Genomic DNA, 13542 nt, shown 5'->3' on the forward strand with positions numbered 1-13542 from the left:
TTGCTAAGCATACTGTTTTTTCTTGCAATAGTGAATGAACTGCCCACCGATTGGATGAAATACAACGTGTTTTTCTCATCCAATCCGTATTTCTATCATCAAACGTGTTTTTTAAAGCGCAATCACACATCCTTCTAAATGCGGCTTGGTCGTTTGTGGATGTTGCAACAAAAAATCGGTTTGTTTGGCTTGGGTTACCGTTAAAAGCTCTACCGTTGATGGTAAAAATACCGGTGTTTTAAAGTGAACTTCGGCTTGGTATTGCTCGGGTAAATCTAAACTTGCCAAGGCTTTGGCTTTTGTCCACATGCCATGTGCAATGGCGCGCTTGAATCCAAAGGCTTTGGCAGTAAAAGCATGCAAATGAATCATGTTGGCATCGCCTGAAATTAACGCATAACGGCGTCCAATATTTTCAGGAATCTGCCATGTATCCTTCAATACATACGCAGGGCGAAGCTCAGTTTTATTGATTGTGATTGGCGTATCTGCTGATTTTTGTCGCGACAAATAAGTACTCACTCCCTCCATAACCACATCAGCACCCAATTTCACTTGCGTAATAAACTCAAACTGAACCCCTTTGGCATGTGGTTTTAACTCGCCAAATTTACACGACAATTGATATTGTAAATTTGCCGCTAAACGCGCATGCTGCGTCACCTGATTATGAATATGAACCAAGCCTAAAATGGCAAATGGAAACGCTTCTTGGGTCATCATATGCATTTGTAAACTTTGCGATAACACCGCAAAATACATGGCAGGAATGCTGCCATTGTTTTCAAATCCACAAATTTTATTGTAGGCATGTAAATGACGTGCATGAACATGAAAGGCATCCACCACATATTCAACATCGGGTAAGCTTTGCGCGCTTGTTTTATTTTTTGAAACCAAGCCCTTAATAATTTTAGGATAAGCCGTATAAGGCTTTGGAAACTGACTAAAATAACGTGTTCGCATGCGCACCCCTTTTTGTAATTTTTAAAGTGAGGATACGCAGTCGTATCCCCACAAGTTTAGATTATGCACCCAATAAACTTTGTCCACAAACACGGATCACATTTCCATTTAAACCCGATGATGCCGCAGTTGCAAACCAAGCAATGCCTTCTGCAACATCGACAGGTAATCCACCTTGACTCATAGAATTCATACGGCGCCCTGCTTCACGAATCGCAAATGGAATGGCTGCTGTCATTTGTGTTTCAATAAATCCTGGTGCAACTGCATTAATGGTAATACCGTTGGTTAAAGTTGGTGCAGTAAATTGTACCAAGCCAATCACTGCTGCTTTCGAGGTTGCGTAATTGGTTTGACCTAAATTTCCGGCAATACCACTAATTGACGATACGCACACAATACGTCCTTGTGGATTTAATACGTTATGTTCTAATAAATACTGATTGATACGCTCGGCAGCAGAGACGTTAATATTAATCACCAAGTTCCAAAAATCTGCGGTCATTTTCGCCAATGTTTTGTCGCGGGTAATACCGGCATTGTGCACAAGAATATCTAAACCACCCAAAGCAGCAACAGCTTTTGCAATTTCCTCACCTGCATTGGTGGCAGTAATATCCAGTGCTAAAGTGGAACCCTGAATATCGGTAGCCACACGCTCTAAATCGGCTTGCTGAGCAGGTACATCTAAACAGATGACATGTGCGCCATCTCGGGCCAAAACATGGGCAATCGCTTCACCAATTCCACGGCTTGCGCCGGTAACAACCGCAACTTTGCCGTCAAGCGGCTTCACCCAATTCACCTCAACCACATCGGCTTTAGAAATACGGATCACCTGACCTGACACATAGGCTGAACGCGCCGAAAGTAAAAATCTAAAGGTCGATTCTATATTTTGCTCTGCACCATCATCGACATAAACCACTTGCGCGGTAATGCCTTTTTTAAACTCTTTACCAACCGATTTAACAAACCCAACCAACGCGCGCTGTGCAACGGCTTGTGCCACGGCTTTGCACTTTTCTGGACTTTTGGCAAAAACAATCACGCGACCAGAACTTTGAACTTGTCGCGCAACTGGATGAAAAAATTCGTACACTTGGCTTAAATCAGCCGCATCTTCAATGCCACTTGCATCAAAAACCAAGGCTTTAAATTTGGTATTTTGAGTTTGCTCTGTTAGAAGCGTCGCCTGCAAACCCACTTTGCTTGCTTGCTGTTGTAAATCTGACTGGTGCAGATAACAATTGGCATGAATACGGTTTAACACCTCTGCCAAAGTAGAACTTAATGTTGTTGTTTTTGCAGCGCCTAATAACACCGCACCTTTAATGACAGGAGATGGATTCTCAAAACGCTCTAATACCAGTGGCGTAGGTAAACCTAAATTTTTAATGACAAATTTACCAATCGGCGTTTTAGAAAAAAGTTGGTACTGATCAGTCATATACGTTACCTCAGACATTCCTAGAATAAACAGATCAACGCATTCAACACAATAGAATGCAGATCATTCCATTTGATTATGTTATGACTATGATCATACTCAAGATAGCCATTAAATGTGTTGACCAAAATCTGTAAGCCTGCGTCATTTAAGTCAATTGTCGGGTAATTATTCTGTGTTATGTTTAATCTTAACCACTATTTAAATCGTTTAAGCTTAGGAATAGCCGAAGAATGATAAAGATGGCAGAATTTTCTTTTCAAGTAACTATTTCATCTGCCCATTTTGCATTCTACTGATACGACAGGAACATTTTATGACTCAAACTACCGTTCGCCGTGTTGCCATTTTAGGTGGAAATCGCATTCCATTTGCACGTTCAAATGGGCCTTATTTTAAAGCCAGCAATACCGATATGCTCACCGCTGCATTGAATGGTTTAGTTGAGCGTTTCAACCTTCAAGATCAGCGCTTAGGCGAAGTTGTTGCTGGTGCCGTTTTAAAACATAGTCGTGATTTTAATTTAACACGTGAATGCGTATTAAGCACGAAACTTGCACAAGAAACCCCAGCCGCCGACTTACAACAAGCTTGTGGAACGGGTTTACAAGCGGCATTTATGGTGGCCAATAAAATTGCATTAGGCCAAATTGAAGTGGGTATTGCAGGTGGTGTGGATACCGCATCAGATGCACCAATTGCAATTGGCGATGGTCTGCGCAAAGCATTACTTGAATTAAATATTGCCAAAACCGCCAAAGCGCGCTTACAAGCCTTATCTAAAATAAACTTTAAACACTTATTGGATGCACCTAAAAATGGCGAACCAAGAACAGGGTTATCTATGGGTGAGCATGCCGCCCTCACCGCTTTAGAATGGGGAATTTCTCGCCAAGCGCAAGACGAACTTGCCGCAGCCAGTCACCAGAATTTAGCTGCAGCATATGAACAAGGTTTTTTTGATGATTTAATCACCCCATTTTTAGGTTTAGAGCGCGATCAAAACCTACGTCCAAACTCTACGGTGGAACAACTTGCAAAACTACGTCCGGTGTTTGGTCGGGGTGAAAGTGCAACCATGACCGCTGGAAACTCAACCCCGCTCACTGACGGCGCATCGGTGGTCCTGCTTGCATCTGAAGAATGGGCGAAAGCCAATGGACACGAAATTTTAGCTTATTTGAGTTTTAGTGAAACAGCCGCTGTTGACTTTGTGAATAAAAAAGAAGGCTTACTTATGGCTCCAGCATATGCAATGCCTCGCATGCTGCAACGTGCAGGTTTAAGCTTACAAGACTTCGACTTTTATGAAATTCACGAAGCTTTTGCATCACAGGTGTTAAGTACACTTAAAGCCTGGGAAGATCCTGAATTTTGTAAAGAGCGCTTAGGTTTAAATGCACCACTCGGTTCGATTGACCGAAGCAAACTCAATGTGAATGGATCATCTTTGGCTGCAGGACATCCCTTTGCAGCAACAGGCGGTCGCATTCTAGCCAGTACTGCAAAAATGCTACACCAAAAAGGCGCGGGGCGTGCGCTTATCTCGATTTGTGCAGCGGGTGGACAAGGCGTCACCGCTATTATTGAAAAATAGAAGGTACAAACTCAAACTATTATTTACTTATTTTTACGTGTTTATTAGGTTCAATTTAAGTCATTGCACATTGATGTATTTACGCTGATATATCTAATATTTTCATAAAAAAACCTCAGAAATAAATCTGAGGTTTTTTTATTCAAAATTCGTTAAGTTGCAATATCTTCTAGTTCAGTGCCTGGTTTAATATCCTTTAAGAAAAGCGTAAGAAATAATCCAAGTGGCATAATCACAGCCATAAACATCCATGTATTATGTGGAGAAAGGATGGATGTGCATACTGTCCACACCAATGAACCTAACATATAACCCAATACCAACATTGCACTGATAAATCCGACGGCTGTACCTCGAATACGTGTTGGAAAGCTTTCACCAATATAGGCAAACCCAGCACCTGACCACGTCCCATTCGTCACCTGATACAGACAAAAATAAACCAAACAAATCAACCAGTAATCTTGTGAATAGTAAAATGCAAAGCCGAAAATTGGAATCAATACGGCCGTCCAAAATTGTACTTTTTTGCGCCCAATCACTTCACCCAACAAACCACCTAGCACGTAGAAAAAGAAGCCTAAAATTCCGCTCACTGCTAAAAGCATACTGGTTTGTGCAGTAGTAAAATGTTTATATGTCTGCAACCAATAAGTGATATAAAAATTGGATGGCACGATACTAATCGCATAAATAATCCAAATTACAGACAATAAAATTAACTGACGGCGGACATAGCCTGCTGTTGAAAATAATTGTCGAATTGAGGTTTTATTTAAATCACGAGTATCCACTTGATGTTGTGACTGTAATTCGGCAACAACATCTGTAGTATTATTTCCCATTTGTTGCGCATCTTTCAAAGCTTGTACATGTTCGTAGCGCTCCGACTCTTTAATGTGCTTACGCCCAATCATGACCATAACTACAGGCACAACACCCAATAGAAACACAACACGCCATCCCATATCACCAATAACGAGGTACACTGCAGATGCCAAGAATACACCTATTGGCCATCCACCTTGCACAATCGAATATAAAAAACCCCGATAGCGTGCAGGTACCTGTTCATTCACAATCGTAATTGAAACTGCAAGTTCAGAATATGCAAAACCAGATGCCAAAGCGCGAACGATTGCTAATTGCCAAAAATTCTGTACAAAGAAGGTTAAGCCTGTAAATACCGCACAACCGGTTAAGCAAAACATCCATACCTTACGGCGACCAATTGCATCCATTGCCGAACCTGCGCACAGCGTAATAAAGAACTGTGCGCCATAAACCACAAAACCCAATACACCTAACATGGTTTCAGAAATGTGTAACTCTCGTGCAATGTCAGGTAAGGCTAAAACTAATAAATTCACGTCATATGATGCTAATGACCATCCTGCCAAGGCAATTAATACCAAATACACAATATATTTATCTTGAGATAAAAACTGAAAAAATACCTGTGCAGTTGCCTTTAATCCTTTGCGTGAATTCACGTGTGCCGATTCTGTTACATCCATATTATTTTTCCTTAAATAATCATAGAAATGCTAACGTTTAATTATCCTTTAAAACGCGTATCTTCCACCCCCTGAATACCTAGTCCATAAATTGCAAAGACACTACCACGATATTGGTTATCCCCTGGAAATCTTGGCAATGGTGGTTCAGACATTGAGGTTACATATAAAACATCTAAGTTTTTTCCTCCAAATGTGGCTGTGGTAATTTTCTTGACTGGCATTTCAATAACACGATCCACTTGACCATTTGGTGCATATCGAATCAGTTGTCCTGAATAGACTTTTGCATTCCAAACAAATCCTTCACTATCAACGGTAGAGCCGTCAGCAGAACCGCCATCTGAGGTATCAATTTGGCAAAAAACTTGTTTATTCGTGGGTAGACCTTGCATGGCATAGTCATACGACCAAATCTCACCTGCCCATGTATCGGCATAGTAAAATTTTGAGCCGTCGGGACTCCAGCAAATACTGTTTGATGTATTAATTCCAGTCTCTAACGTTTCTAAGCTTAAATCTGTATTTAGACGATACAGTGCCGCAGTAGTATCCTCTTCCATACGATTCATTGAGCCAAAAACATACCGTCCTTGCCGATCAACACGACCATCATTTAAACGATTGAATGGTTTATCTGGCTCTGGACTAATTAGAAACTCAACATCCCCCGTATTAAAATCGAGTGTATATAAACCATCTTCTAAGGCAAGAATTGCACCATCATGCTGATCACGTAATGCAAATGAGCCTATTTTTTGTGGTGCATGCCATGCACGAAGGTTGCCACCAAATTCATCACAGCTAAACAACCGCTTATCCACAATGTCTACCCAGAATAAGCGTTGACGTATCGGATCCCAAGTTGCTCCTTCTCCTAAACGGGTCTTAATATCTACCAGTACTTTAATTTCCATAACAAAATCCATGTCATAAAATATTGAATATTCTTAAAATATAGAGGTCTTGTAATGATTACCAATGAATAAAACTTAGCTATTAATATAAAAAAGTTATTGCTTTATCACTAAACCCATTCAACAATTACCTCAGGTTTTAGCTCAATAGAAGCATTTTCATTGAGCAAAAAAACCTGAATATAGGCGTTCATCCCCCATATTCAGGTTGTTGTTTTGTCTATACACCGAAAAATTCAGACGATAAATCGATAATCCTGCTATGTCTGTTGCTGTTCTTTTTTCACAATAAAACTTAAAATGATCTGTAATAATACGCCTAACATGGCACATACAGACATCAATAAGAAGCAAAGCGTATACCCAGTTTCACTTTGCCAACCACCAAATTCTGTAAGTAAATACCCCATTAAAATCGGAGCAATTGCACCACCCACATATAACGCCACGGTAATAATACTATTTGCTGTACCAATGGCATCATGCTCAGCATAATCTGATGCTGTTGCATAAAAAATAGGCCAAATTGCATTGGCAGAAAATCCAAAAATTAATTGAATAATAATGACTGATGTCACACCTGACGTTAAACAAAAACTGGCTATGCCAACTGCCATCCAGCAACCACATAAAATCAGTGTCTTACGACGGCCTATTTTATCGGACAAGGTCGGCCAAAAAATTTGCCCTATAATTCCCGTTAAAGTAAAAACAGCACTTAAGCCTGCAGCCTTGGCTAAATCGAGTCCAACAATATTGTATAAATAGGCAGGAAAAATAGTGAGAAAGCCAATATAAACAATATGCGTAATTAATGTACTTCCTGCGGTAAATAGAATCCCTCGTGACTTTAAAGTCTTCATTAAACGACCATTTTTTGGGGTTATAGACTGCTCTTGCTTTGCAATAGGTTGGTCAGCAATTTCAAATTGCATCGGTGGGGTAAAACCATTGTCTAAACAGGACTGATGAAATTCAGCATAGCGCTTCTTGGTTGAATAAATAACCCAAAATGTCATCACAGGTACAGCTAAAATAATGCCGAGGAAAAAAGCATAACGCCAATGTTCAGGGCCATAATAAGAAATAATCGTTGCCATCACGATTCCGCTGAGCATCGCACCAACAGGATAACCTGCATGGTGTGTACCAATAGCAAATCCACGATGCTCTTTCGGCCACCATTCTGCGGTATTACTCACCCCAATTGGTTCAGCGACACCGCAACCAATCGAAGCCAAAATTCGTAATGATACAAATTTATAAAAGGTATTGCTCATTGATGTAATACCCGATAGCAATGAAATAAGTGCAAAACCAATAATTAAGGGCCATTGAAAAATAGCACGTTTCCAGCCTGCGGTATGTTGATCGCTGAATGCACTAACTGGGATGCTTAACAGTGCAAGTGACAAGGTAATACATGCAATGGTGTACCCCCATTGCGTGGGTGATAATGAGAATTCCTCACAAATCATATTGGCAGCACGAAAAATTAACTCCCGGTCATATGCAATAATGACCCAGATTACCCAACATACCAGCAATGATATCCATGAATGGCGATGTACTTTTTTTAAACTCATAGCTTAATCCTTTAATCTTGTTTTTATCTTATGTGGACATCTTATGATGATGTCTATTGATTTGACCACAGACTTTCAGCCAAGTATGAAAGTCACCGTACGTATACAGTGACCTCTATTATTTTGATCTCACATCAAAAAAGCATCTTTCAACAGAATAATCTCTATATTATTAATGTGAATGCCTAGGTAAATTTTGTTCATTAATGACATTCATATACAATGTCGCAGGCTCCAAACATCCTCCAGTTGAGAGTTGCCCAACCATTTTTCTGTACATTTCTTGCCAAGGTGTTTGTGATTTTGGATAGCTTGGTTTCCATGCTGCACGGCGCTGTGCAAGTTCATCTTCTGAAAGTAATACATTGACCGAACGTTTATTTAAATCAATTCGTAAACGATCATTGGTTTTAAGCAAGGCAATCCCTCCCCCAACAGCAGCCTCTGGTGACATATTTAAGATAGATGGACTCGCTGATGTACCACTTTGTCGACCATCCCCCAAGCACGGCAGAGAATCAATCCCTTTTTTAATCAATGCCGCAGGTGGTGCCATATTTACCACTTCTGCACTGCCTGGATAACCTACCGTACCTGCGCCACGAATGACTAAAATACAATATTCATCAATATTTAATTCAGGATCATTAATTCTTGCGTGATAATCCTCTGGTCCTTCAAAGACAATTGCGCGTGCTTCAAAACTATTTTCTTCACCCGGAGTAGATAAATAAGTCCGGCTAAATGCTTCGCCCACCACCGACATCTTCATAATAGCACTGTCAAAGAAATTACCACTGAGCACAATAAATCCTGCGCCATGTTTTAAAGGCTGATGATAATCAAAAATCACATCACTATTACTGGTTTGTGATTTTCTGGCTATTTCACCAATAGTTTGACCACTCACTGTGGCACAATCTTCATGTAAAAGACCTGCTTTTTGCAATTCATACATCACCGCAGGCACCCCACCAGCACGATGAAAACCTTCACCTAAATATTTTCCTGCTGGCATACAATTCACCAATAGAGGAACTTTTTCACCAACACGTTGCCAATCGTCCAAAGTGAGTTCAATCCCCATATGTCGTGCGATGGCAATCAAATGTGGCGGGCAGTTACTCGATGCACCCAATGCTGATGCCACGGCAATCGCATTTTCAAAAGACTGTTTGCTCATAATTTTAGATGGCCGCAGGTCCTCTAAAACCATTTGACAAATTCGTTTGCCTGTCGCGTAAGCCATTTGTCCACGTTCCCGATAGGGTGCAGGAATACTGGCACAAGTTGGTAAAGACATTCCCAATGCTTCCGCCAATGCATTCATTGAGAGTGCTGTACCCATAGTATTGCAGTGTCCAACAGAAGGAGATGCCGACGTGGTCATATCCATAAAGCCTTCGTAATCAATGTCGCCTTTGGCCATTAAATTACGTGCGTGCCATAAGACTGTGCCTGAACCAATTAATTCACCTTTGTAATGCCCATCTAACATTGGCCCACCCGATAATACAATTGCAGGTAAATCTGTAGTCGCAGCTGCCATTAAACAAGCAGGCGTGGTTTTATCACAACCTGTGGTTAACACAACGCCATCTAAAGGGTATCCATGTAGAATTTCTACCAAGCCTAAATATGCCAAATTACGATCAAGCGCAGCCGTCGGGCGACGACTTTGTTCAGCAATTGGATGTACAGGAAATTCCATAGGAATACCACCTGCATCTCGAATACCCGCTTTGATCCGCTCTGCCAATTCTTTATGATGTCGATTACACGGTGTTAAATCACTTCCTGTTTGTGCAATACCAATAATTGGGCGTCCAGATTGCAATTCATCTCGTGTTAAGCCATAGTTCATATAGCGTTCCACATAGAGTGCGGTCATATCTGCATGTTCTGGATCATCAAACCACTGTTGACTCCTCAAAAAAATCCTTTTGCTTTGATCAGTCATTTTATTCACCTTTTGTTTTAATGTTTTATATCGTTGCTTATGTTTTATGCGACACCGAGTGTAAGCTAATTTTGCTACGTATACAGCTTAAAGTAGTTGCCGAGTGCTCAAATTATCAACTAAAGCGCGGATACCAAATTGCCATGGTTTAGCCTGATCACTGGTGGTAACTGTATTATGTAAAGTTCCAAGTTTAGGACTATGAATACGTACCAGATCATGTAATTTATGCGTAAATCCCGCCCCGACATGATCACGGTCCTCCGTTGGAGCAAATAACGTCCCCAGAAACAAAACAAAGCCATCAGGATATTGATGATTTTCGTTTAAGGTCTGTTGTACTAAGTCGACAGGATCTCGACTAATCTGTTCCATCGAATTTAAACCATCTAATACATAACCTTCTTGTCCTTGTATTTTTAGCTCAACCTGACAATTACGTACGTCATCTAAACCAAATGAAGCATCGAATAAGCGAATAAACGGTCCTAAAGCACAGGAGGCATTATTATCTTTGGCTTTACTGAGCAATAATGCACTGCGTCCTTCAAAATCACGTAAATTAACATCATTGCCTAAGGTTGCACCGACAATTTCACCTCGGCTATTAACCACAACAACCACTTCAGGCTCTGGATTATTCCACTCGGATTTAGGATGAATGCCAATTGCATTCCCCGTCCCCACAGCGGACAGTACAGGTGCTTTAGTAAAAATTTCTGCATCTACGCCGATACCTACCTCTAAATACTGCGACCACATTTGTTGTTCTATTAAATAATTTTTAAGTTTTAAGGCTTGTTCGGAGCCTGGCTGAATTGTTTTTAAATTATCACCAATGAATTTTTGCACGACATCTCGAATACTTTGCGCCTTTTGTGCATCCCCACCTGCCTTTTCTTCAATGACACGCTCTAGCATACTGGCTGCAAATGTCACACCCGCAGCTTTAATGACTTGTAAGTCAATTGGTGCTAAAAAGTAAGGGAGACTTGGATCTGGATCAATCACCGTATTTGCCAAGACAGCATCAACACTCCCAACAACATCACCTTGTAGTTTTGACAAAATCTGGACCACATCATGTTGCTCCAATAATGCAGATATCGTGCTATAACTCTTAGAAATATCAAAAACATAGCCATCTCTTAAAAGTACAGGAGATGGCCCTGCACATTCCCCTACGGACCAAATACGACCAATCAAACATCCTTGTGTAGCATCATTTGGTAAAGTATTGTGTGTATTGAGTTCAAAGTTCATTAAATCCATTCCATGTATGATTTAAAATCATGATAGGATTGTTATCCAATAAACACCAATCGAAAAAATTCAGTTATCGATAACTAAAAGTAATTGGAAAAATAAGGACATTTGATGAGTGAACTCAACCCATCCACACTAAACAATTGGCTTAAATTCAAACATCTATGCTTAATTGAAACCTTGGCACGCACACAAAATATGCACCTCACTGCAGAGCAAATGAATTTAAGCCAGCCTGCTATTAGTAAAATGCTCAAAGAAATTGAGCATTTGATTGGTTTTGCAATTTTTGAACGTTTACCACGCAGTATGCCTGTCACAGCCTTAGGGCAACATGTAGTCAATTATGCCCAATGTGCTTTAAATGATGCCCAACATTTTGTAGAAGATATCGAGACTTTGCGCTTAGGTGGTCACGGTTACTTAAAAGTTGGGGGAATTTTTGCAGCCACTGCCATTGTTATACCACAAGCAATTATTGCCATTAAACAGAAATGGCCATTACTTAGCATTGATGTAGTTGAACAGACCAGTGATCATTTGATGCAAATGTTAAGCGAACACACTTTAGATTTAGCAATCGGTCGTTTTACTAATCCAACCCAAACCAACCTTTTCGAATTTCAGCCACTTTGTCCTGAACCTTTTTGCATCGTTGTGAATGAACAACATCCCTTAGCGCAACAAAAACACTGTAACCTGAGTGAACTTATTGAATGGCCATGGGTACTCTATCCTAAGGGCACTCCGATTCGCGATCGTATGGAACGTGCTTTTATTCGTGCAAATGTTAAATTGCCGCAAAATACGGTAAACACCATCTCAATGCAGACTTTTTTACAGATATTACAACACTCACCTACCGTTGGCATGCTCCCTGAAGCTATGGTCAGCCAACACATTGCCGAAGGTCGCTTACATATTCTAGAGACAGGATTAAAGTTAGAAGCACAAGATTATGGCATCCTGACTCGTAAGGGCGAAAATATTTCTGCAATTAGTCAAGCATTTATTCAATTATTACTAGAGAATAAAATCAATAACATTTAGTTATTAATTCTTGCAAATAATTCATTGGAAATTATTACTATTCAGTTAGATGATGCTCTTTAACTATTTTAAACATGAAATCATCTAAAATCGTGAAGGACTACGTATGAATGTACTGATTACAGGTGGCACAGGTTTTATTGGCAAACAAATTGCAGCGCGCTTACTAAAACAAGGACAGATGCAGATTGATGGAAAAAACCAAGAAATCAATAAAATTATTTTATTTGATGCGTTTGCAGGTGAAGAAATACCACAGCATCAAAAAATCCAAGTTGTGACAGGCGATATAACGGATAAAAATACTTTAGAAACCTTATTAAGTGATATAGATATTGTCTGGCATTTAGCTGCTGTAGTCAGTTCTGCTGCTGAAGCAGATTTTGATTTAGGTATGCAAGTCAACCTGTATGGGCTATTAAATATTCTGGATATATTACGGCATCAAAAACGTCATGTCCGATTTATTTTTGCAAGTGGCTGTGCTGTATTTGGTGGTGAATTACCCGATATTGTTAACGATCAAACCGTTGTAACACCAAGTTCATCTTATGGTATGCAAAAAGCAGTCTGTGAACTATTGGTTGCAGATTATTCACGCAAAGGTTTTATTGATGGGCGTGTATTGCGTTTACCTACCATTGTCGTGCGTCCAGGAAAACCCAATAAAGCAGCATCTACCTTTTTTAGTTCAATTATTCGTGAACCACTTAAAGGTGAAACTGCTATTTGCCCTGTTCAAGCAGACACCCCTGTATTTATTACCTCGCCAAGACGCTGTGTAGATGCCATGCTGCACGCGGCGAGTTTACCCGCGAAACGACTGGGTAATAAACGAATTATTCCACTACCAGGTTTAACTGTCACAGTTGCAGATATGTTGCAAGCATTAGAACAAGTTGCAGGTCCAGAAGCTGTAGAACTTGTGCAATGGCAAGAAGATGAGAGTATTCAGCGCATTGTACAAAGTTGGCCAGCCTATATTGATGCTCCTTATGCAGAATCGCTAGGGTTTCAAGCAGATGCTAATTTTTCGGAAATTATTCAATCACATATACAAGATCACCCTCATATGCCATCAACGGTAGAGGTGTAATCTATAAAAATCCTTATAGTTACTTAGCCAGAATTTGCGTACGGATTGCGTAGTTGTGTCTAAGTGACTTGACTCAAAATTCAGTGATTGTTTTGATCAGCTGGACAATAAACACAATAACTTAAAAAAATGGATGA

General features: G+C 40.2%; 9 protein-coding genes and 1 pseudogene. 3 read left to right on the forward strand and 7 right to left on the reverse strand.

Annotated elements, in window-relative coordinates:
- Window positions 1–111: 111 nt before the first annotated feature.
- The gene (locus tag I2F62_RS00120) at window positions 112–966 is read right to left on the reverse strand and encodes a MaoC family dehydratase (protein WP_324625000.1); all 855 of its coding nucleotides are present in this window, start codon (window positions 964–966) and stop codon (window positions 112–114) included.
- Window positions 967–1027: 61 nt separating this feature from the next.
- Complete coding sequence (locus tag I2F62_RS00125; RefSeq protein WP_324625001.1) at window positions 1028–2416, reverse strand: 3-oxoacyl-ACP reductase; 1389 nt, start codon at window positions 2414–2416, stop codon at window positions 1028–1030.
- Between the two features lie 316 nt (window positions 2417–2732).
- On the opposite strand from I2F62_RS00125, the pseudogene I2F62_RS00130 reads away from it, so the two are divergent.
- Window positions 2733–4013 (forward strand): annotated as a pseudogene (locus tag I2F62_RS00130) (acetyl-CoA C-acetyltransferase); the annotation flags it as partial.
- 152 nt (window positions 4014–4165) lie between these two features.
- On the opposite strand, the gene I2F62_RS00135 reads toward I2F62_RS00130, so the two are convergent.
- The 5 genes from I2F62_RS00135 to I2F62_RS00155 form a co-directional block, all read right to left on the reverse strand.
- Window positions 4166–5530, reverse strand: a complete 1365-nt coding sequence (locus I2F62_RS00135; RefSeq protein WP_324625002.1) for an MFS transporter — start codon at window positions 5528–5530, stop codon at window positions 4166–4168.
- Between the two features lie 41 nt (window positions 5531–5571).
- Window positions 5572–6447: an SMP-30/gluconolactonase/LRE family protein gene (locus I2F62_RS00140; protein ID WP_324625003.1), complete on the reverse strand. Its 876-nt coding sequence runs from the start codon at window positions 6445–6447 to the stop codon at window positions 5572–5574.
- A 260-nt stretch (window positions 6448–6707) separates the two neighbouring features.
- Entirely contained in the window at window positions 6708–8033 is a 1326-nt protein-coding gene (locus I2F62_RS00145; RefSeq protein ID WP_324625004.1) for an MFS transporter, read from the reverse strand.
- 172 nt (window positions 8034–8205) lie between these two features.
- Window positions 8206–9993 (reverse strand): IlvD/Edd family dehydratase, encoded by a 1788-nt coding sequence (locus I2F62_RS00150; protein ID WP_324625005.1) that lies wholly within the window; start codon window positions 9991–9993, stop codon window positions 8206–8208.
- Between the two features lie 87 nt (window positions 9994–10080).
- Window positions 10081–11256, reverse strand: coding sequence for a fumarylacetoacetate hydrolase family protein (locus I2F62_RS00155; protein ID WP_324625006.1), 1176 nt, complete (start codon window positions 11254–11256; stop codon window positions 10081–10083).
- Window positions 11257–11370: 114 nt separating this feature from the next.
- On the opposite strand from I2F62_RS00155, the gene I2F62_RS00160 reads away from it, so the two are divergent.
- Both I2F62_RS00160 and denD read left to right on the forward strand, forming a co-directional pair.
- A complete protein-coding gene (locus I2F62_RS00160) occupies window positions 11371–12309 on the forward strand; it encodes a LysR family transcriptional regulator (RefSeq protein WP_324625007.1) in 939 nt (312 codons plus the stop codon).
- A gap of 106 nt (window positions 12310–12415) precedes the next feature.
- Window positions 12416–13405 carry a D-erythronate dehydrogenase gene (gene denD, locus I2F62_RS00165; RefSeq protein WP_324625008.1) on the forward strand — a complete coding sequence of 330 codons (990 nt, stop codon included), beginning with the start codon at window positions 12416–12418 and terminating at the stop codon, window positions 13403–13405.
- The last annotated feature ends 137 nt before the right edge of the window (window positions 13406–13542 follow it).

It is taken from the genome of Acinetobacter sp. MD2(2019) (genome assembly GCF_035615615.1).
Lineage (GTDB): Bacteria > Pseudomonadota > Gammaproteobacteria > Pseudomonadales > Moraxellaceae > Acinetobacter.

What these genes read in the sequence shown, in the direction of transcription:
- I2F62_RS00120 (WP_324625000.1), bottom strand. Translation starts at nt 966, where the DNA reads ATGCGAACACGTTATTTTAGTCAGTTTCCAAAGCCTTATACGGCTTAT.
- I2F62_RS00125 (WP_324625001.1), bottom strand. Translation starts at nt 2,416, where the DNA reads ATGACTGATCAGTACCAACTTTTTTCTAAAACGCCGATTGGTAAATTT.
- I2F62_RS00135 (WP_324625002.1), bottom strand. Translation starts at nt 5,530, where the DNA reads ATGGATGTAACAGAATCGGCACACGTGAATTCACGCAAAGGATTAAAG.
- I2F62_RS00140 (WP_324625003.1), bottom strand. Translation starts at nt 6,447, where the DNA reads ATGGAAATTAAAGTACTGGTAGATATTAAGACCCGTTTAGGAGAAGGA.
- I2F62_RS00145 (WP_324625004.1), bottom strand. Translation starts at nt 8,033, where the DNA reads ATGAGTTTAAAAAAAGTACATCGCCATTCATGGATATCATTGCTGGTA.
- I2F62_RS00150 (WP_324625005.1), bottom strand. Translation starts at nt 9,993, where the DNA reads ATGACTGATCAAAGCAAAAGGATTTTTTTGAGGAGTCAACAGTGGTTT.
- I2F62_RS00155 (WP_324625006.1), bottom strand. Translation starts at nt 11,256, where the DNA reads ATGAACTTTGAACTCAATACACACAATACTTTACCAAATGATGCTACA.
- I2F62_RS00160 (WP_324625007.1), top strand. Translation starts at nt 11,371, where the DNA reads ATGAGTGAACTCAACCCATCCACACTAAACAATTGGCTTAAATTCAAA.
- denD (WP_324625008.1), top strand. Translation starts at nt 12,416, where the DNA reads ATGAATGTACTGATTACAGGTGGCACAGGTTTTATTGGCAAACAAATT.